15 protein-coding genes and 1 riboswitch are annotated in these 18,783 nt (G+C 62.7%); of the genes, 7 read left to right on the forward strand and 8 right to left on the reverse strand.

Annotated elements, in window-relative coordinates:
- Nucleotides 1–27: 27 nt before the first annotated feature.
- Both LNV06_RS19915 and hppD read right to left on the reverse strand, forming a co-directional pair.
- The gene (locus LNV06_RS19915) at nt 28–573 is read right to left on the reverse strand and encodes a VOC family protein (protein WP_263540033.1); all 546 of its coding nucleotides are present in this window, start codon (nt 571–573) and stop codon (nt 28–30) included.
- A 26-nt stretch (nt 574–599) separates the two neighbouring features.
- Nucleotides 600–1,643 carry a 4-hydroxyphenylpyruvate dioxygenase gene (gene hppD, locus LNV06_RS19920; protein ID WP_263540034.1) on the reverse strand — a complete coding sequence of 348 codons (1,044 nt, stop codon included), beginning with the start codon at nt 1,641–1,643 and terminating at the stop codon, nt 600–602.
- Nucleotides 1,644–1,776: 133 nt separating this feature from the next.
- On the opposite strand from hppD, the gene LNV06_RS19925 reads away from it, so the two are divergent.
- Both LNV06_RS19925 and LNV06_RS19930 read left to right on the forward strand, forming a co-directional pair.
- On the forward strand, nt 1,777–2,676 hold the full coding sequence (locus LNV06_RS19925) for a LysR family transcriptional regulator (RefSeq protein WP_263540035.1): 900 nt from the start codon (nt 1,777–1,779) through the stop codon (nt 2,674–2,676).
- An 80-nt stretch (nt 2,677–2,756) separates the two neighbouring features.
- Entirely contained in the window at nt 2,757–3,149 is a 393-nt protein-coding gene (locus LNV06_RS19930; protein ID WP_263540036.1) for a VOC family protein, read from the forward strand.
- A 13-nt stretch (nt 3,150–3,162) separates the two neighbouring features.
- Here LNV06_RS19930 and LNV06_RS19935 read toward each other — a convergent pair whose 3' ends face one another.
- Nucleotides 3,163–3,603, reverse strand: coding sequence for a GyrI-like domain-containing protein (locus LNV06_RS19935; protein WP_263540037.1), 441 nt, complete (start codon nt 3,601–3,603; stop codon nt 3,163–3,165).
- Between the two features lie 338 nt (nt 3,604–3,941).
- Here LNV06_RS19935 and LNV06_RS19940 point away from each other — a divergent pair, with 338 nt between their 5' ends.
- The 3 genes from LNV06_RS19940 to LNV06_RS19950 all read left to right on the forward strand — a co-directional run bounded on the left by LNV06_RS19940 (nt 3,942) and on the right by LNV06_RS19950 (nt 7,186).
- Nucleotides 3,942–4,220: a hypothetical protein gene (locus tag LNV06_RS19940; protein WP_263540038.1), complete on the forward strand. Its 279-nt coding sequence runs from the start codon at nt 3,942–3,944 to the stop codon at nt 4,218–4,220.
- A gap of 278 nt (nt 4,221–4,498) precedes the next feature.
- Nucleotides 4,499–6,550, forward strand: coding sequence for a M13 family metallopeptidase (locus tag LNV06_RS19945; protein ID WP_263540039.1), 2,052 nt, complete (start codon nt 4,499–4,501; stop codon nt 6,548–6,550).
- 141 nt (nt 6,551–6,691) lie between these two features.
- Nucleotides 6,692–7,186, forward strand: a complete 495-nt coding sequence (locus tag LNV06_RS19950; RefSeq protein WP_263540040.1) for a hypothetical protein — start codon at nt 6,692–6,694, stop codon at nt 7,184–7,186.
- 80 nt (nt 7,187–7,266) lie between these two features.
- Here the strand turns inward: LNV06_RS19950 and LNV06_RS19955 are convergent, their stop codons facing one another.
- Both LNV06_RS19955 and LNV06_RS19960 read right to left on the reverse strand, forming a co-directional pair.
- Complete coding sequence (locus LNV06_RS19955; protein ID WP_263540041.1) at nt 7,267–8,415, reverse strand: alpha/beta fold hydrolase; 1,149 nt, start codon at nt 8,413–8,415, stop codon at nt 7,267–7,269.
- Nucleotides 8,416–8,571: 156 nt separating this feature from the next.
- A complete protein-coding gene (locus LNV06_RS19960; RefSeq protein ID WP_263540042.1) occupies nt 8,572–9,855 on the reverse strand; it encodes an MFS transporter in 1,284 nt (427 codons plus the stop codon).
- Nucleotides 9,856–10,156: 301 nt separating this feature from the next.
- Between LNV06_RS19960 and LNV06_RS19965 the strand changes: the two genes are divergently transcribed.
- Nucleotides 10,157–11,566: an aminotransferase-like domain-containing protein gene (locus LNV06_RS19965; RefSeq protein ID WP_263540043.1), complete on the forward strand. Its 1,410-nt coding sequence runs from the start codon at nt 10,157–10,159 to the stop codon at nt 11,564–11,566.
- A 46-nt stretch (nt 11,567–11,612) separates the two neighbouring features.
- Here LNV06_RS19965 and LNV06_RS19970 read toward each other — a convergent pair whose 3' ends face one another.
- Both LNV06_RS19970 and malZ read right to left on the reverse strand, forming a co-directional pair.
- The gene (locus tag LNV06_RS19970; RefSeq protein WP_263540044.1) at nt 11,613–12,356 is read right to left on the reverse strand and encodes a substrate-binding periplasmic protein; all 744 of its coding nucleotides are present in this window, start codon (nt 12,354–12,356) and stop codon (nt 11,613–11,615) included.
- Between the two features lie 110 nt (nt 12,357–12,466).
- Nucleotides 12,467–14,296 (reverse strand): maltodextrin glucosidase, encoded by a 1,830-nt coding sequence (gene malZ, locus LNV06_RS19975; protein ID WP_263540045.1) that lies wholly within the window; start codon nt 14,294–14,296, stop codon nt 12,467–12,469.
- A 275-nt stretch (nt 14,297–14,571) separates the two neighbouring features.
- Nucleotides 14,572–14,676, forward strand: a riboswitch (cyclic di-GMP riboswitch).
- A 264-nt stretch (nt 14,677–14,940) separates the two neighbouring features.
- On the opposite strand from malZ, the gene LNV06_RS19980 reads away from it, so the two are divergent.
- On the forward strand, nt 14,941–16,926 hold the full coding sequence (locus LNV06_RS19980; protein ID WP_263540046.1) for a methyl-accepting chemotaxis protein: 1,986 nt from the start codon (nt 14,941–14,943) through the stop codon (nt 16,924–16,926).
- Nucleotides 16,927–16,962: 36 nt separating this feature from the next.
- Here the strand turns inward: LNV06_RS19980 and LNV06_RS19985 are convergent, their stop codons facing one another.
- A complete protein-coding gene (locus tag LNV06_RS19985; RefSeq protein ID WP_263540047.1) occupies nt 16,963–18,732 on the reverse strand; it encodes a LuxR family transcriptional regulator in 1,770 nt (589 codons plus the stop codon).
- Between the last annotated feature and the right edge of the window lie 51 nt (nt 18,733–18,783).

Raw genomic sequence — 18,783 nt, forward strand, 5'->3', positions numbered from 1 at the left:
TAGTCCCGTCTCTTTCAGTTCAAGCGCTTATTTGCTCACTTGGGCGAACTCTTTCTCATGCAGCCAAGCCGCATGCTTTACCGTGCGGCGGGTCTGGCTCCATTCCTCGATCATGGCGGGCGCCAACTCGCGCAGCTTTTCTAACTGACCGGGCTTGACCGTATTGGCTGCTAACTCGATGCGGTGGCCGTTCGGGTCGTGCAAGTAAATGGACTGGAAGATCTCGTGGTTGGTTGGCCCGACGACCTCGATGCCCATGCCCAGCAGCTTGGCGCGGGTGCGCTCCAGCGTGGCTACGTCTTCGACCTGAAAGGCTAGGTGTTGCACCCAGGCGGGGGTGTTCTCATCCCGCCCTTGCGGCGGCGAGTCCGGCAGCTCGAAGAAGGCCAGCACATTGCCTCGACCGGCGTCGAGAAAGATGTGCATATAAGGGTTGGGCTCCTTGGTCGAGGGCACATGGTCCTCGGAGATGGCCAGCAAGAGGTCCATGTCCAGCGCGTCTTTGTAGAACTGGATGGTTTCTTTGACGTCGCGGCAGCGGTAGGCGACGTGGTGAATGCCTTGGGTCAACATGATGGTGGCTCCGTTCTGGTCAAGAGTTAGAGAACGCCGCGGCGCTCTTGGTCTTTTTCCAGCGAGCGAAACAAGGCACCGAAATTGCCTTCGCCAAAGCCCAGGTTGTTGCTGCGCTGGATGATCTCAATAAAGATCGGGCCGATGATGTTTTTGGTGAAGATCTGCAGCAGATAGCCCTGTTCATCGCCATCAACCAGCACTTGGTGGTCTTGGATGCGTTGCTTGTCTTCACGCACGCCGGCGACACGGTCAAACACTTCGGCGTAGTAGTCGTCGTCGATCTCCAAAGTCTCGATGCCGGTGCCTTGCAACTGGTCCAGCGAGCCGAGGATGTCGTTTGTCAAGAAAGCCAGATGCTGCACGCCGGGGCCTTTGTATTCGCGCAGGTACTCGGCGATCTGGTCCTTGTCATCCTTGGGCTGGTTGATCGGGATGCAGAAGCTGCCGTCTGGGGAGCGCAGCGCAAAGCTGGTCAGGCCGGTCTTGGCGCCTTGGATGTCGAAGTAGCGCACTTCCGTGAAGCCGAAGATGCCTTTGTAAAAGGCGGCCCATTGGTCTTGCTCGCCGGGCGGCACATTGTTGGTCAGATGGTCCACCGTCAAGAAGCCCTTGTCCGGCTGGATCAGCGGGGCGTCCAGCGCCACAAAGTCGCGCTCGTAGATGGAGCTGCCGCTGGCACTGGGCTCGATGAAGTAAATGATGCTTTCGCCAATGCCCCAGACGGCCGGGTAGGGGTGGTCTTTCATCGCCTCGTCCACGGCCACCGCACCGCGCGCCACGGCGGCGGCCAGCGCGGCTTGGGCGTTCTCCACCCGCCAGCCCATGGCGCAGATGGAGGGGCCATGCTTGCGGGCGAACTGGGCCGAGTGGCCTTCGCGCTCGCCATTGAGCAGGAAGTGAATGTCGTTTTGGCGGTAGTAGCTGATGGCCTTGCTGGGGTGGCGGCGCAGCTTGGAAAAGCCAAAGTTCCAAAACAAGGCATCCAACTGCTCCAGCGTCGGGCCGCAGAACTCGGTGAACTCAATGCCGGTCAGGCCGATGGGGTTGCTGGCGCTTTGCTGGGTCATGGAAGTGTCTCCGTTGCTGTTGTGTGTGTGTGCGATGCGGTGCCCCGCTGGCACCGAATGAGCCGGATTCTTCTCGTGCTTCAAAATCAATAAAAGCAAAATTCTTTGCTCATCTTGATCAATAATTTTGTTCATGAAATTGGATCTTGAGTCTTTGGCTGCCTTGGACGCCGTCATCCGTCACGGCAGCTTTGCGCGCGCCGCCGAGTCTTTGCACAAGGTGACTTCGGCGGTCAGCTATCAAGTCAAGAAGTTGGAAGAACAACTGGGCCTGACCCTGGTGGACCGCAGCGCCTACCGCGTGCGCCTGACGCCGGCGGGTGAAGCGGTGCTGGCCGAAGGGCGGCGGCTCTTGCGCCAGGCCCACCAGGTAGAAGCCTTGGCGCAGCAGCTGGCTTCGGGCTGGGAGGCCAAGCTCTTGGTGGTGGTGGACGGCATCTTGCCGCTGGCCGATACGCTCAAGGCCCTCAAACAACTGGCCGATGAGGGCGTGCCCACCCGAGTGCAGCTGAAGATCGAATTCCTCGGCGGTGTGCAGTACCGCTTTGAGAAGGAAGAGGCCGATCTGATGCTGGTCAAGGCTTACCAGCCGTCCAGCCAATTGCTGGCGCAGGCGCAAAGCGAGATCGAGTGCGTCTTGTGCGTGGCGCCTGAACATGCGCTGGCAAGCCTGGGCAGGCCTGTGAGCCTGGATGACTTGCAAGCGCATGTGGAACTGAGCGTGCAAGACAGCAGCGACCGCAGTGCCAGCCTGGCCCAGGCTGGCGGGGACCACCATCTGTTCGGCGGCGAGCGGGTGTTTTATTTGTCCGGCTTTGTCGCCAAGCGCCAGGCCTTGCTGATGGGCATGGGCTTTGGCTGGATGCCGCGCTATCTGGTCGATGAGGCCCTGGCTGCGGGGCAGTTGGTCGAGCTGGCTTTTGAGGGCGGCTCACGGTTTCGATTCACGCCCTGGCTGGTGCAGCGGCTGGATCGCCCGCCGGGCCGGGCGGGGCGCCGCTTGATTGAGCTGCTGACCGATGCCCCGGCTTGAGCCATCAAGGCGCTGCAGCGCGGCATCAGCGAAGATCGCTGGGCGATGCTGGGTCCACCGATTTGCCAGGAGTGCCTGACTTGATCTCACATATTCACTTGGGTGTGGGCGACTTTGAGCGAGCCTTCGCTTTTTATTCGGACCTGATGGACGCTTTGGGCCATGTGCTGCGCTTTCGCGAGGATGCCAAGCCCTGGGCCGGCTGGCAGTCGCCGGGGGTGGCACGGCCGCTCTTTTTGATCGGCCATCCCTTCGACGGCGCGCCGGCGGTCGCTGGCAACGGAGCCATGGTGGCGCTATTGGCTACCAGTCGTGCGCAGGTGGACCGCAGCTATGCGCGGGCCATGGCCGCAGGCGCCCATTGCGAGGGCGCACCCGGACTGCGCCCGCACTATCACCCGGACTACTACGGCGCCTACTTCCGCGACCCTGATGGCAACAAGATCTGCGTCTGTTGTCATCAAGCGGAGTGATGAGTGCCTGCGCTCAAGCCTGGATGCCGATGCAGATCTGCGCGTGGGTCAGGCTGAGATAACGTTCAAAATCATGGTCATAGGCTCGGGCCGGCGCATCAGCTTGTGAGAAATAGGCCCAGACCTGGCCCCAGCCGGCGATCAGGGCCGCAGGCATAGCGCCTTGGCAATCAAAGACCAAATAGTCACCGGCGGGCACCTGCACCAGCTCATGCGAGGGCGTCTGGGCCTGATCCAGCTTGACGCCGGCCAGCAGCGAATACTCGGCCAGATGCTGATTCGCATAGTCGTGATAGACGCCAAAGACCTGCGCCTGGGGGCTCAGTAGACCGCTGCTGGCAAAACTCTGCCAGAGAGGGGCGATGCGGGCCGTCAAGGGATTGAACTCATCCGCATTGCTGGTGCGGCAGCTCAGGCCTTGGACTTGAAAAGCTTCGATAGATTCGCGTTGCATGGCTGCTGATGTGTTGTGAAGTTAGGACTGTTTGGGATTCAAGCGTTGCTGGACCGCTGCGCATCATCCAGCAAAGCGCTTGGCTCGCGCTAGCGCGGTGGGTCGCCATTCGCCCACTTTGTTGAGTGCATTGAGTGCATTGAGCCCAATGAACGCCACTTTGTCTGGATTTCCTCACAGGACAATCAGATTTGGAGCCGGCCTAGGGTTGACTCGCTTGTTCGGCGGTCGATAGCGCAGGTACAAGCGAGCCAGGGAGTAAGAAGAAAGCAAACGCGCCCAAGGGCCGCGCCATAGTGCGCAGGCCCGGGATGAAAAGAAGATCGAGGAGACTGGCTTTGAGCGAATTTCAACTGCATCAGCAGCATGCCCAAGCTGCGGTGGCGCGCGCCGTGTCGCGAGCGCTGTTCCTGGTGCCACATTTAGAGCGGGCCGTGGTGGTCACCGAGGCGGACGGTTCGGTGCATGTGCGCGGCGACAGTCGCAAGCTCGAGGCCTCGATTGGCGTGGACTTGCAACCGCAACACATCGGCGCTTTGTGCCAGCGGCTTCAGCAGCTCGGCGTTCGGGTGTTCGCCTCGGAGTCCGAATACGCGCAGGCCTTGGCTCAGATCTAGCGAGATATTGGCCTTGAACCGGCGGCGGCTGCGGCTCGCGTCGGATGAGATGTGATCTCTCAGCCACAGGAAATAGCTGCAGGCCATAACTGCAGCTTGTGTGCCGCATCGCGTGGCCAGCGACAGGGCCCGGCTGAAGCTCGCGTTTGAGAGTTTGGTTTGCGCGAGAAAATTCCAGAGTCCGGCGCGAAACCATAGTCCAAACCATGGAAACTCCCCGGCCAGAAGCGGGCAGCGCGCCCTCAAAAACAAATCTCACCGCCAAAGCTAGGTCCGCCATGCAGTTGAATACAGCCTTTCGATCCTCCACACGCCGCCTGACGGTTTTGCTGCAAGCGGGTCTGCTGGCGACTGCCGCCCAGGCTCAGCTGGCCTCGGGCTTGGATGCCACAGGCTTCGATCCCGCCGTGCGTGCCCAGGATGACTTGTTTCGCGCCGTCAATGGCACGTGGTTGAAGCGTTATGAATTGCCGGCCGACAAGGCCCGCTTCGGCAGCTTCATCCAGCTGCGTGACTTGTCTGACGAACGCGTGCGCGCCATCGTCGAGGACTTGGCCTCGCGCCCGGACAACAAGCGCCCGGTGATTGGCAGCTTGGAGCAAAAAGTGGCCGATTATTACGCGGCCTTTTTGGACACCGCCGCGATCGACCGCGCGGGCTTCGATCCCATCAAACCGGCTTTGGCCCGCATTGAGGCCATCAGCACGCGGGCTGAGCTGGCGCAGTGGCAGGGCGGTGTGCAGGGGCACTTCTCGCTGCCGATCAATCTGAATGTGTCGCCGGATGTGCTGCGGCCTACCGTCAACCGCGTGTCCGCGAATCAAGGTGGCCTGGGCCTGCCTGACCGCGACTACTACTTGAAGAAGGACGATGCGCGCCTGGCCAAGGCGCTGAAGGCCTATGAGCAATACCTGGAGACCTTGGCGCGATTGAGCGGCGAGGCGGAGCCCGCACAGGCGGCTCGCCGCGTCTTGGCTTTGGAAACAGCCATCGCTCACGCGCACTGGGAGCGGGTGTTGCTGCGCAATCCGACCAAACGTAACAACCCCATGAGCGTGGCGGAGCTGCAAGAAAAAGCGCCTGGCTTTGACTGGGCCTTGCTGATGCAGTCCGCCGGCCTGGGCGGGCAGGGGCGCTTGAATGTAGGTCAGCCCAGCACGGCCACGGCGGTGGCGCGTCTGTACGCCGACTTGCCGCTGGCCGATTGGAAGCTCTACTTCAAGCTGCGCACGCTGGACGACGCGGCCCTGAGCCTGCCGCAAGCCTTCCGCGAGGCGCGCTTTGCGCTGCGCGATCAAACGTTGACGGGCATCCAGGTGGAAATGCCGCGCTGGCAGCGCAGCATTGCCGAGCTGAACGGCGCTCTGGGCGAGGGCGTGGGCCAGCTCTATGTGGGCAAGCATTTTTCGCCGGCGCACAAGGCGCGCATGCAAGCGCTGGTCGACAACCTTCTGCTGGCCTACCGCGAATCGATCGAGGGCCTGGACTGGATGAGCCCGGCCACCAAGGCCGAGGCGCAGCTCAAGCTCTCCAAATTCATCAGCAAGATCGGCTACCCCGAGGTCTGGCGTGACTACAGCGAGCTGAAAGTTCTGCGCGCCGACCCTATCGGCAATGCCGAGCGTGCGGCGGCTTTCCGTTGGCAGCGGCAGCTCGTCCGTGTCGGCAAGCCGGTGGACCGCAAGGAATGGAGCATGACGCCGCAAACGGTCAATGCTTCCTACAGTCCGACACTGAATGCCATCACCTTCCCGGCCGCCATTTTGCAACCGCCCTTCTTTGATATGGCAGCGGATGATGCGGTCAATTACGGCGCCATCGGTGCCGTCATCGGCCATGAGATCAGCCATGGCTTTGACGACAGCGGCAGCCAATACGACGGTGACGGTGCCTTGCGCAACTGGTGGGGCGAGGCGGACCGCAAGGCGTTTGAAGGCATCGCTGACAAACTGGTGGCGCAGTACAACGGCTATTCGCCGATTGCTGGCAAAACGGTCAATGGCCGCTTGACGCTGGGCGAGAACATCGCTGATCTGTCTGGCCTGCAAATCGCCTACAAGGCCTATCGCCGCTCTTTGCAGGGCAAGCCTGCAGCCAAGATCGACGGTTTCACCGGGGAGCAGCGCTTCTACTACGGCTTCGCCCAAGTCTGGCGCGGCAAGGCCCGCGATGAATGGGTGCTTCAGCAGCTCTTGTCCGACCCGCATTCACCGTCCGAGTTCCGTGCCAATGGTACGCCGATCAACCACGACGGCTTCCACGAGGCCTTTGGCACCCAGCCGGGCGACAAGATGTTCAAGCCGGCGGCGGAGCGGATTCGGATTTGGTGAGGTGAGGTGAGGTGAGGTGAAACAGGCTGCGGACTTTTGCCCGCCTCCGCGTGCATGGTGCGCGAGGGCTCTAGCCTGTTCGCCAACGCACAGACGCTTGCGGGGGTAGCGCTGAGCATGGCCTTTTAAGGAGCTCAAACCATGATCAGCAATGCCCAAACGCATCCGTCCTTCAATCCGCCTGTTCAAGCACCGTTGCCCGATAGCGATAGCTTGATCGGCCAGTCGGGTTTGATCCGCGGCGCTGACGCTGAGGCATTGGAAACCTCCTTCGGGGTCTTCAATCCGGTCGGCCATGTGATGACCGGTGCTCAGACGCAGGACCAGATCGATGCCTTGATTCAGGCCTTGCATCGCGCCGGTTGGTCGCCTTCGGCGCTGCGGCAATTCTCCCCTCATGAAAGCAGGGCGGAGTTCCAAGCCATGGTCGACAAGGCTGGCCCTCTGGCGGGTTTCGGCTACGAGATCACGCTCTTGCGGCGCTATCTGGCGATGACGGAAGAGGGCTACCGTTGGCTGTTGGTGAAGGCCAAGAATATCGAACATGCAGCCGAGGCGGCCAAGGTCGCCGGTGCTTGTGGCGCCAGCTTGGCGATTTACTACCGCCTGTTCACCGTTGAGGAGCTGGTGCTGTAAACGCTCCGGCCTTGACGCAAAGGCTTGGCTTGGAGGAGGCGCTGAGCAAGCGCCTCACCCCGAAGCCTAAACTTGATGCCTCACACGCGCAGGAAAGTCAGCAGGGCCTCGTTGAAGGCCTGCGCATGCGACACATTGAATCCATGCGGCGCCCCCTGAATCGTCAGCAACTGGCTGTGCGCGATGGCGTGGTGGGTGCGCAAGCCCGAACCTTGAATCGGCACGATGGTGTCTGCATCGCCGTGGATCACCAAGGTGGGCACGGTGACCTTCTTCAGATCTTCGCGAAAGTCTGTGTTGTGAAAGGCATCCATGCAAGCCAGGGCTGCATGTGGCGCTGACTGCTCGCAGAGCGAGACGGCCTTGCGGCGCTCTTGCTCACTGACCTGCAAGACGCCCTTGGCCGAGAAGAAGTCTCGAGTGAAGAGTTCAAAGAAAGACGTGCGGTCCTCCTGCAGCGCCTTTTTCGACTGCTGCGCCTGTGTGGGGGTCAGCGGGCCTTCGGGGTTATCGGCCGACTTCATGAGACAAGGCGGTACCGCCGCGGCGAACACCACGCTGTGCAGCCGAGCTTCGCCGTGGCGAGCGATGTAGCGCGCCACCTCACCCCCGCCCATGGAGAAGCCCACCAGCGTCACGTCTTGCAGATTGCATTGCTGCAGCACCGAGTGCAGGTCATCGGCCAGTGTGTCGTAGCTGTAGCCTGAGGCTGGCTTCTCCGAGCGCCCAAAGCCTCGGCGGTCATAGCTGACGACTCGATATCCCCCGGCGCGCAGCACGGAGACTTGAGCTTCCCAAGCTTGGGCAGACAGAGGCCAGCCATGAATCAGCAGGACCGGCCTGCCGCTGCCTTGCTCGTCTTCAATGTGCAGATGTATGGGCTGCCCCTCAGCGCTTGCGTCGGTGCTGCTCGAGCTCTCTGGACTCATCAAACTCCCAGCCGCCGCACCGCCCAAGGCACCTGCTGCAGCACCCAAGGACGCGCCCAGCAAGACCCCGACTGGGCCACCCACCGCGACGCCAATGGCCGCGCCGGTCGCCGCGCCCGCCACCATGCCGCCGCCCATCAACACCGACTTGCCTTCGCGTTCGGCATCCTCAGGCGTCAGCAGAACCTGCGCCTGGGGATCCGGGTCTTGAGAGGGGACGCCATGACCGGGGACGGCTTGCTCGGCCAGATCTTGGTCTGCGACGGCCGTATTCAGGGGAGGTACGGTGGGAAAGTTCATGGCGCTTGACTCCTCAGTTGGGTATCGGTGCCGGCATAGGCATTGGCCTTGTGGCCAAGGCTTCTTGCCCTTGGGCGAACTTATGCCCGTGCGCCGGATTGCGTCTGTGCGGCGGCGTACATCGGCCTCACCTGCCGGTCTGCCATGCCCAGGGGCTCAGCGCCTCGCAGCAAAGGCCTGGGGATAGTGGCGCCCATACCAATTCTTCACTTGCTCATACTCCAGGCGCAGGAATGGGCGCAGTTCGGGCACGGCCAGCAAGAGCAGGCCGCTAGTCAAAAAACCTGCTGCCATCAGCAGATAGACCGACGCCACGGCACCGTATTGCATCAACACGCCAGCCAAGGTGGGCGCCAAGGCTCCAGCTATATGGGCCACGGCGAGGTGGACTGCGCTCATGCGTGAGCGGAAGTTCTCCGGCATGGCCAATATGCGGTGCGTCTGCCCCACCAGTTGAGTGACCGAGATGCACAAGCCCATCAGGGCGAACAGCAGGACCAAGCCTGGCGCCCAGTCGCACAAGCCAATCGCCGCAAGGGCCAGTCCGCAAACGGCAATCGCGCCAAAGATGGCCCGCACCCGATCCAGGCGATGAATCAGGCGATCGGCCAGGCCCGCGACCCCGAGCAGCAGTCCCAGAGACAGCGCTGCGCTACAAGCGCCGAACCACAGTGCAGAGAGCTGCAGCGATTGCAGGCGCAAGGGCAGCAGCATGCCCGTGGCGGGCAGATAAAACACCATCATCAAGGCGCCCGTGAGCGTCCACCAACGGTCGAGCGGCACGCCCCATTTGGCGCGCAGGCCGGCCATGATGTCCTGGCACCAGCTGGAGCCGGTCCTCGCTGTCACTTGGAAGCGCGGCTGATCGAGACGAAACGCGGCGAGCACCGCGATGCCGAATAGCAGCGTGACCAGGGCCAGTGCCCAGGTCACACCCCCGAGCGCGAGGGCGGCGCCACCCAGGCCGGGCCCCAGCAAGCCGCCGAGTGCCTGCGCGCCACGGCGCAGCCGTATCGCCTCTGGCAGGGACTCGGTCTCGACCAATTCCGGCAAGATGCTGGCCTGTGCCGGCAAAACGATGGCATTGGCCAGCACCGAGAGCAAGCTGCAGGCGCAGATCAGCGCCAAGTGATACACGCCGCTCAAAGAGAGCAGACAAAGCACCAGCGCCTCCAACAACAAGCAGGTTTTGCCCAGCCGAATCAGCCCTCGCTTGGGCCAGCGGTCGCCCAGCGGCGACATCAGCGGCATGGCCACCAGAGAACCGAGGGCTATTGCGCTGCCATAGAGCGTGAGATCGACGGCGCCGCCGCTTTTTGAAATCCACCAGAGCACGCTGGTTTGGGCTGCGGCAGCAGCCAGCAAGCCGAGTAACTCACTCAGCAATAAGAAACGCAGGGATGGCGTACAGGCCTGGATGCGGCGAGAGAACTGCAACATGAAGGGTCTTTGCTTTTGGGGACTAAGGGACTAAGGGCCTAGGTGCACAGGGGCATAGGGGCATAGGGGCATAGGGGCATAGGGGCAGCGCAGTCTAGGAAGGCTGTCTCTTGGCGTTAAGACGCAGCAAGGGCTCAAAGGAATGGATACAGATCGCTGCTGTAGCCATGAGAAATGGCTGGCCTGTATCGATTCACGGACGACGAAGCGGTTATCGTGTCGAGCTTGCGATGCTTGAGGCTCGAAGGAAATTCGGCGCTTTGATCGCTGGCACTTTGACTTTCTGATCTTTTGAGCTTTTGTGAACTCCCGCGCTTATCGCTATCGATCGCTGGCCGCGAAGCTGGCCGAGGACCTCCGGGCCGGGGTCTATCCATCGGGTACTCGGTTGCCCTCGGTGCGTCAGCTGTGCGTCGACCATGGCGCCAGCCTGGCCACCATCGTCCATGCTTTGCATGATCTAGAGGATGCCGGCCTGATCGAGGCCAGGCCACGGCAAGGCTTTTTCGCGAGCAAGGCGAAAAAGGCCGCGACCGCGCCGGCGAGCCGCGTTTCGATGGAGTTGGCCGGGCGGCGCAAACGCTTGATGGCCTTGGCGGCGTCGCAGCCGGACTGTGTTTCGCTCGGGCATTTGGCTTTGCCGGCGTCTTTGCTTCCTATCGCAACACTCAGGCGTTTGATGACACGCGAGTTGCGCGTCGACCCCGCAGCCTTGTCTGGCGGCACGGTCTATGGGACGGAGCAGTTGCGCCAGCAATTGGCCTTGCGCGCGCCGCGAATGGGCTGCCAGTTCAATGCGGAGGACATCGTCGTCACTCAGGGCGAGGGCGAGTCCTTGCAGCTGTGTTTGCGTCTTTTGTCCAAGCCTGGGGATTTGATTGCCGTGAGCAGCCCCGCGCCGCTGCGGGCCCTGGAGCTGATTGCGAGCCTGGGTTTGCGCGCGCTTGAGATTCCTGCAGCGAGTGAGGGGGGCCTGTCCATTCCTGCGCTCAGCCGTGCTTTGGCCGAGCACAAGATCGCCGCATGTCTGATGGAGCCGAGCTTTTACCGCGCCAGCGGTGGCTTGATGAGCGAGGCCCAGAAGCAGTCCTTGATGGACTTGTTGACGCAGCATCACTTGCCGATGATTGAGTGCGACATGATGGGCGAGCTCTACCGTGGGGCGCAGCGCCCGCGGCCCTTGAAGTCACTGGACCGGGAGGATTGGGTGCTGTACTGCGGCAGCTTTGCTTGCATCACCGGCACGGGCTTCAGCTTAGGCTATGTGGTCAGCGGACGCTGGCGCTTGCCCCTGCGAGCAGCGCGCGCGGTGCATGGCGAGTTGATTCCTCGGCTCAGCGATCAAGTTTTGGCCGCCTTCCTCGCCAGCGACGCCTTCGATCTGCATTTGCGCCGCTTGCGTCTGCGTTTAGCGAAGCAGGTCCAAGCCCATGAGGAGGCGGTGTTGGCCCAGTTCCCCGCCGGTACGCGCGTCAGCAGTGGCGAGGGCGGCTATGCGCTGTGGGTGGAGTTGCCGGGCCACCTGGATGCCTGCACCCTGCTGGAGCGCGCGCGGCAGCAGGGCTACAACTTTGTGCCTGGTGCGGTGTTCAGTTTGGGCACTCAGTTTGACCACTGCCTGCGGCTGACGGCGGCCCATCCGCTGGACGCGGCACGCATGCAAGGACTTCGAACGCTGGGACAGTTGGCGCGGGAGCTTGCCGCGACTTGAACGAAGTGCCTTGCTGGTACTTGGCATCAGGCAATTGCAGCTGAATTTACTGATAGCTGCGCAAGATGCGATCAATCTGCCCGGACTTTTGCAGCGCATCCATGCCACGCTGCAGGCGACGCAAGACCTCGGCGCTCAGGTCTTTGCGGGCGTAAATTACATAACTTTTTTCGTTGACGGCAAAGGGCGTGTCGAATTGGCTGTTGTCCAGACCCGGTTGCTTGAGCGCATAGGCCAGCAGATAGTCGGAAGAAATCACCGCATCGAGACGGTCCAGGGCCAGCATGCGCACCCCTTGGAAGGGGTCGGCCATGCCGTACTTGCGGATGCTGTCGTCGTTGTTGATGCTTTCGTCATAGAAGGCGCCGCGGGCCACCCCCAGCAGCTTGCCTTTGAGCTGGGCCACACTGCGGATCTCAGTGGACTTCTTGGCGATAACCACAAACTTGAAGCTATGCATGGGTCGAACCCGCGTGGCCAGGGTCTCCAACTCCGGCCCTTCAATGCCCACGACCAAGTCGGTGCTGCCGTCCTTCAGCCCCAGGGCCAGGCGTACATACAAGGCCGAGCTGAAGTCCATGGGCAGCTCGGCCTGGCGCGCCAAGGTTTGCATGATCTCGTGATGCATGCCCGGGCGCTGCTGTGGGTCGCCGTGCAAGGTGTAGGGGGCCACATCGTTGAGCAGCACGCGCAAGGGCGGGTTCTGCGCAGCTGAGATCGGCTGGGCTTGGGCCTCAAGTGATTGAAGACCGGCCAGTGTCAGCACCGCCAGGCTACAAAGCTGGCGCAAGCTTGGAAAGCGTCGAGGCGGTAGTGCTGACAGAGAAGTAACACTCGGCATGGTGCCAGTTTAACGAGCGCTTTAACCCCTATCGACGCGAGGCCGAGGCGCGAGTCCAACTACACGCTGAGCAAGACTGCGCTGCTTCGGGCCGGCAGTTCTAGCTGCACATGGCCATCGCTGAGGCTGAATTCCTGGCCCCAGGCCGCTTGCCATTGCTTGACCGGCACCGGCAGCTTCCATACCGGCAAACGCAGCGAAACAGGCGCAGCGCCGCGGTTCACCACGATGAGGCTGGCCTCCCAATCGCTGTGGCGGGCGTAGGCGATGCAGTCGCCTTCGGCGAACAGGGTTTGCACCGCGCCGTGGCGCCATTCGCCGCGGCTTTGGCGCAGGCGGATCAGGGCTTGGTAATGGGCAAACAGCGGCTGGTTCCATTGCTCGCGGTCCCAGATGAAGGGGCGACGGCAGTCCGGGTCCGGCCCGCCGGCCAGGCCGATTTCGTCACCGTAATAGATGCAAGGCGTGCCGGGGCGGCTGAACAGCAGGGTGGCGGCCAGCTTCATGGCGGCCGTGTCTTCGTTCAGCAGCGTAAAGAAGCGGGTGGTGTCGTGGCTGTCCAGCAGGTTCAGCTGGGCTAACTGGTTATCAAAAGGAATGCAGGCTTGGGCGCGGTCCAGCCAAGCAGTGAAGGCCGTGGTCGAGAGCTTGATCGGCTGGTAGGCCACATCCTGGCCGGCCAGCCAGGATCGCACCGGATGGGCGAAGCCGTAGTAGTTCATCGCGCCGTCTTCCTGATCACCCTGCAGCCAGCGGGTGGCCTCGGAGAAATGCTCGCCCAGCACATAGGCTTGCGCGTTCTCGGACTTGATGGCTTGGCGGAATTCTTTGAGATAGAAGCTGTTGTTCGTGGCGCCCGAGCCTTCGCCCAACATATGGATGACGTCGAGCCGCCAACCGTCGATGTTGTAGGGCGCTTGCAGCCAGCGGCGCAGCACTGAGTCAGGCGCGGCATAGACGGCGTCTTGCACGCCTTGGGTCGCGAAGTTCAGCACCGGCAGCGAGTCAAAACCCTTCCAGCCAAAGTGATAGCCCTGCGCATCAAAGAGGTAGAAGCTGCGGTAGGGCGAGTCCTTTGAGGCCTTGGCTTCTTTGAACCAGCGGTGGTTGACGCCGGTGTGGTTGACCACGCCGTCCAGCAGCAAACGCATGCCGCGTTGGTGCAGGGCGGCGCTGAGTTCCTCCAGCGCCGCATTGCCGCCCAGGTGCTCGTCGACCACGGTGTAATCGTCGCTGTCGTACTTGTGATTGCTGCCGGAGGCAAAGATGGGGTTCAGGTATACCGCGCTGACGCCCAAGTCATTTTGCAAATAGTCGAGCTTGGCAGTGACGCCGGCCAAGTCACCCCCATAAAAGCTGTTGGCTGCATTGTTCAAATCCACCGGGGCCTGCTGCTGCGGCCATTCGGGCTGCACCACCACGCGACCCGCTTGGCCGGGCAAGGCTTGGCCCGCGCGATCGGCGGCCGGCTTGCCTGCATAAAAGCGATCCGGAAAGATTTGGTAGAAGACTTGATCGCGCACCCAGGCTGGCGGCATTTGGCTGGGGTGAATGCGAAAGTGCCGATCCTCCGGCGGCAGGTGTTCATGGGCACCGTCGGCGGCCAGCCAGTACTGCGTGCCGTCGGCCAGCACCTTGAAGGCATAGAGGGTCAAGGGGTTGCCGCTGTCCCAGGGCAAAAATGCCTCCCAGCGATGCAACTCGGCGCAGCGGCCGGCGTAGTGCATGAGGATCAACTGCTCCTCATTGTCTGGCTGGCTGCGCAGATAGACGCTGTCGAACTGCTCGCGCTCGCTCAGCAGGCTGAGCCGGCAACCACCGGCCTCGAGTTGCAGCCAGGGCGCAATCGGGGGATGCAAGAGCAGGGGAGCGGCAGCAAGAACAGACATGGGAGCGGGCATGAGAGCAGACATGGTTGCTTCGTCTCTGGAGGAGCCGGAAGGACTCTGTAGGAATGCGGCGGATTGTCCGGAGCATAGGGCCTCTTCAGCGTCAGCCCCGGGGGTGGATTGCGCTGGTGTAGCCCAGGCTTGCCTGTCCTTGGGCGTGTTTGAACCCGTGAGGGAATTCACACTTGCTCGTCAAAACTAGGGTTTTCCCTTGACTGATTGATACCAGTCAAAGACACTTCAATACCAGTTGCGAACCAGTCAATGGAAGCGCAAGGGTTTATCGGCACACCCGCTTGAAAGACGGGGTCGCAAAGCTTCCGGTCTACCGTGCCGGCGAATCTCAAATTCGCAGGCACCAAGATAGCGGGGTTGCCAAGCCAGTCCACAGTCACCGCAGCTCTTGTTTGCGGGATAGTCAGGACAGGTTTGTCTGGCAGAACTGTGTTGGCGCGATGCCGCCACCGACCTCGCTGCTGCGGCTCTCTTCTCGTTTTTCATTTCTCGGGGCGTGCCTTTGGGTCCACGTTAATTGGCCACTTGTCGGTCTCACCCTGCACGCCCGGCGGCTTTTTATTGGCCGCGGCTTGCCCATGTCTGCGCGCTTGTCGCAAGACATGCTTTGCCAGAGAAATGTCTTGAAGATGAATGATTTGTTCGCCGCCCATTCCACCCCTATCGCAGCTCCTTTGAGCTCACCGGTGCCTGCCAGCCTTGCGCGTCGCGTTGCCTTGGCCGGTGGCTTCGGTGTGGCCGCCTTGATTGGCTTGAGCTGCCTGGGCCTGAGCCTACAAAGCACCCAGGTGGAGCGCGAACGTGCCGCGCAACTGGCCGCCAGCGAGGCCGTCGCCGTGGCCCGCATGGCCGACTCCTTTGACAGCAGCGCCCGCCTGATGGTGGATCGCTTCTACAACACCTTCGCCACCGACTTCAAAGGCAGCTTCAGCCTGCAAGATGGTGGCGCAGAGCTGCTGTTCGAGGGTCAAAAAATGGCCGGCAACTTCGAGGCTGTGGACCGCTTCAGCCGCAACACCGGCGGCGCCGCCACGCTCTTCATGCGCAAGGGCGATGACTTTTTGCGCATCAGCACCTCGCTGAAAAAAGAGAACGGCGAACGCGCCGTCGGTACGCTCTTGGGCACCGCCCACCCGGCCTACCGCAAGATGATGGAAGGCCAGCCCTATGTGGGCAAGGCGGTGCTGTTTGGCAAGCCTTTCATGAACCATTACCAACCGATCAAGGACCCCAGCGGTGCGGTCATTGGCATCTTGTTTGTCGGCTTTGACACCAGCGAGTTCCAGCAGTCGCTGAGCAAGCTGAGCGAAAGCGTCAAGCTCTTTGATACCGGTGGCGTCTATGTGGTGGACCCGACCGGCGCCAAGGGCCGCCCCTTGTTCAAGCTGCACCCCAGCCAGGCCGGCAAGCCGGTGGCCGAGGTGGACGCCGCCGCCGAGACCTTCTTGAGCGAACTGTTTCAGCGTGTGGAAAAGGGCGATCAGGCCGCGGCCACTCGCGCGCCGGCGTTGCTGAACAAGGCCAATGACGACGCCTGGGTGGTGGCGCGCCGCAGTGAGGCGACTGGTTTGTGGGTGGTGGCCGAGGTGTCCGATCGTCAGGCCCTGCGTCAGCATTGGCATGAGCTGCGCAAGCTCTGGTTGACCCTGGGCCTGGCCAGCTTGGCCCTGGCAATCGGCTTGTGGATGCTGCTGCGCCGCTGGGTCGCGGCTCCCTTGGCGGTCTTGAATGCGGCGGTGACGCGCGTGGCGGGTGGCGATTTGTCGGCCCCGGTGCAAGCCTTGCGCCAGGATGATTTGGGCGCTTTGGCCGGCAATGTGGAGCGCATGCGCCAACAGTTGGCGCAGACCATTGGTTCGGTGCGCATGGCCACCGACGGCATCTCCACCGCCAGCTCGCAAGTGGCGGCCGGCAGCCAGGACTTGTCGGGTCGCACCGAGAGCGGCGCCAGCAGCTTGCAGCAGATCGCCAGCTCCATCGAGCAGTTGACCGGTGCGGTCAGCCAAACCGCTGAGGCGGCCCGTTCGGCCACCGAATTGGCGGTGACGGCCAATCAAGCGGCCGAGCAGGGCGGTGAAGTGATGCAGCAAATGATGATGAAGATGGACGACATCAATACCGCCAGCCGCAAGATCGGCGAGGTCATCGGCACCATCGATGCCATCGCTTTCCAGACCAATATCCTGGCCCTGAATGCCGCCGTGGAAGCGGCGCGCGCCGGTGAGCAGGGCCGCGGCTTTGCGGTGGTGGCTAAAGAAGTGCGCAGCTTGGCCCAACATTGCGCCGAGTCAGCGCGTGAGATCAAGGGGCTGATCGGCGGCAGCGTCGATTGCGTGGACTCGGGCCTGAAGCTGGTGCAAACCGCCGGCCGCTCGATGCAAGACATCCTCAGCAGCATTGCCCGCGTCAACACGGTGGTGATGGAAATCAACGATGCCACCCGCGAGCAGCGCAGCGGCATCGGCCAGGTCAATGCCGCCATCAGCGACTTGGACAACAGCACCCAGCAAAACGCGGCCTTGGTGGAGGAGAGCACTGCCGCCGCCGAGAGCCTGCGCGCTCAGGCGCAGGGCTTGGCCGAGATGGTCAGCGGCTTTCGTTTGCAAAAGGCCTGAAGGCTAGTCCCTGTTCGGCTCTTTTCGGCCTTGGCTTCAGCGCTGACGCCGCACCAGCTGCACCGCCTCGGCACGCGAGCCCAGGCCTAACTTGCTGTACGCACGGTTGATGTGGGTCTTGACGGTGGCGACCGAGACAAAGAGCTGAGCGGCGATCTGCTCATTGCTGAGCGGCTCGCCAATCAGGCGCAGCACCTGCCATTCCCGCAGCGTCAGGCCCAGCGGCGGGGCCTCGCCGCTCGCTGTTGCATCAGCGCTGGCCTCGGCTGGCGAGTCAGCGGCACTCGTCTCCGGCGCCTCCACCTGCAGCCGGTTCAGCAGGTCTTTGGCATGCTCGCGGGCGCGCCGGTGGTGGACGATGGCGGGCGTGGCCAGCAAGGCATTCAAGGGCCCGATCAGCTTGGGCGCCAGCCACAGCAGGTCCATCTCCGAGGGCTCTTCGGCGTCCAGCCATTGGCGCAGGGCCAGCAGGTCTGGCGTCGGGGAACCCAGGGCCTGAATCAGCTGCAAGCGGCGCGAGAGCAGCGGCAAGGGCCGCGCCTGCAGCTCTGCGTTCAAGGCCTGCAGCCGCTCCGCCGGCCAGGGCCGGGCGCCCAGCAGCGCGGCGCCGGCCTGCAGCACCCAGCGTTCCAGTTCGTACAAGCTGGCCGAGTCCTTGATGCTTGCCGCTGAGCTATCGGCCAAGCTCAACAGGGTGGGCAGCTCATGGCGCTGCGCGGCCAACCAGATCTGCGCATGCAAAAGTCGGTTGCGCCATTTGAAGCAGTAAAAGGTCTTGCGTTCGCGCCCCTCTAACTCTTGCAGCCCGTTGGCGGCGGCGTCCAAGCGATCCTCGGCCAAGCATTGCACGGCTTGATCCAGCAGCTGCGGGAAGGCCATGTAGTCCTGCTCGGGCCAGGGCGCTTCCAGCGGCCGCAAGCCATGCGCCTGGCGCAGGCGCTGTGCTTCCTGGGCATAGAGCTGGGCCGGGGCGGGCAGGTCTTGCTGCACATGCAGTTCGGCCAAAGCTTGTAGGGCGTCGATCTGCAGCAGCGTGGCCTTGTCTCGCGCGGCGCCTTTGAGTGCTGCGCTGAGAGGGGCAATGGCTTCTTGTGGCCGGCCCGATTCCAGCAAGGCCAGGCCCAGGGTGTAGCGGGCCAGCAGGGCGGGCGGGTTCAGGTCATTCGGAAAAGCGTCGATGGCGACCTTGGCCTGCTGGCAAGCGCGCGGTGCTTGGTCGAACATCTGCGCGATGCGGGCTTGCAGCGTGGCGCGCAGGGCCGGGCTCAAACCTGGAGCGCTTTGCAGCACGCGCTCCACCGAGTGCGGTTCGCCGGCAACCTCGATGGTCCAGATAAAGCGCAGGCCCAGCAACTCGCCCTCTTGCAGCCCTGGGTGCAATTGATTCAGGGTCAAAAACTTGCCCACCAAGGGGCGGGCCGGGCTGTAGAACAGCCACCAGCCGGCGCTCTCCAGCAGGTCCAGCTGCATATCCGGCCGACCATGGCTGAGCAGCAACTCGGCCGCGCGGACGGTCTGGCCAGAGTTCAAAAACAGCCGCACCGCGCGGGTCAGCAAGTCTTCGTCGACAGGCGTGCTCGCGGGCATCTGCGCTTCGGCGGCTTCGCCCTGCTGAGCCAGCGCGGCTTCGATATCGCGTGGGGTTTGCGTCAGTAGGGCGGCCAGGGTCAGGGTGTCCAGCGGGCCCAGCAATTGCAGCGCGGCGAGTACGCGCGCAGGCAGGGCTCGAGCTTGTGGCGCATCAGCTGGGGTGTCAGCGTGGATGTCAGCGTCGGCAATCAGGGGAGCGGGCAAACTGGAGCTCATGCGGGGAGTGGATGAATAAGCCATGGCCGAATCCACCACCGGGGTGGACGC

Origin of the sequence: Paucibacter sp. Y2R2-4 (assembly GCF_025717535.1) — a bacterium.
Classification (GTDB): Bacteria; Pseudomonadota; Gammaproteobacteria; order Burkholderiales; family Burkholderiaceae_C; genus Paucibacter_A.

Excerpts from the sequence above, each read along its gene's own strand:
- LNV06_RS19915 (WP_263540033.1), bottom strand. The coding sequence starts at position 573 with ATGTTGACCCAAGGCATTCACCACGTCGCCTACCGCTGCCGCGACGTC.
- hppD (WP_263540034.1), bottom strand. The coding sequence starts at position 1,643 with ATGACCCAGCAAAGCGCCAGCAACCCCATCGGCCTGACCGGCATTGAG.
- LNV06_RS19925 (WP_263540035.1), top strand. The coding sequence starts at position 1,777 with ATGAAATTGGATCTTGAGTCTTTGGCTGCCTTGGACGCCGTCATCCGT.
- LNV06_RS19935 (WP_263540037.1), bottom strand. The coding sequence starts at position 3,603 with ATGCAACGCGAATCTATCGAAGCTTTTCAAGTCCAAGGCCTGAGCTGC.
- LNV06_RS19945 (WP_263540039.1), top strand. The coding sequence starts at position 4,499 with ATGCAGTTGAATACAGCCTTTCGATCCTCCACACGCCGCCTGACGGTT.
- LNV06_RS19950 (WP_263540040.1), top strand. The coding sequence starts at position 6,692 with ATGATCAGCAATGCCCAAACGCATCCGTCCTTCAATCCGCCTGTTCAA.
- LNV06_RS19955 (WP_263540041.1), bottom strand. The coding sequence starts at position 8,415 with ATGAACTTTCCCACCGTACCTCCCCTGAATACGGCCGTCGCAGACCAA.
- LNV06_RS19960 (WP_263540042.1), bottom strand. The coding sequence starts at position 9,855 with ATGTTGCAGTTCTCTCGCCGCATCCAGGCCTGTACGCCATCCCTGCGT.
- malZ (WP_263540045.1), bottom strand. The coding sequence starts at position 14,296 with ATGTCTGTTCTTGCTGCCGCTCCCCTGCTCTTGCATCCCCCGATTGCG.
- LNV06_RS19980 (WP_263540046.1), top strand. The coding sequence starts at position 14,941 with ATGAATGATTTGTTCGCCGCCCATTCCACCCCTATCGCAGCTCCTTTG.
- LNV06_RS19985 (WP_263540047.1), bottom strand. The coding sequence starts at position 18,732 with ATGAGCTCCAGTTTGCCCGCTCCCCTGATTGCCGACGCTGACATCCAC.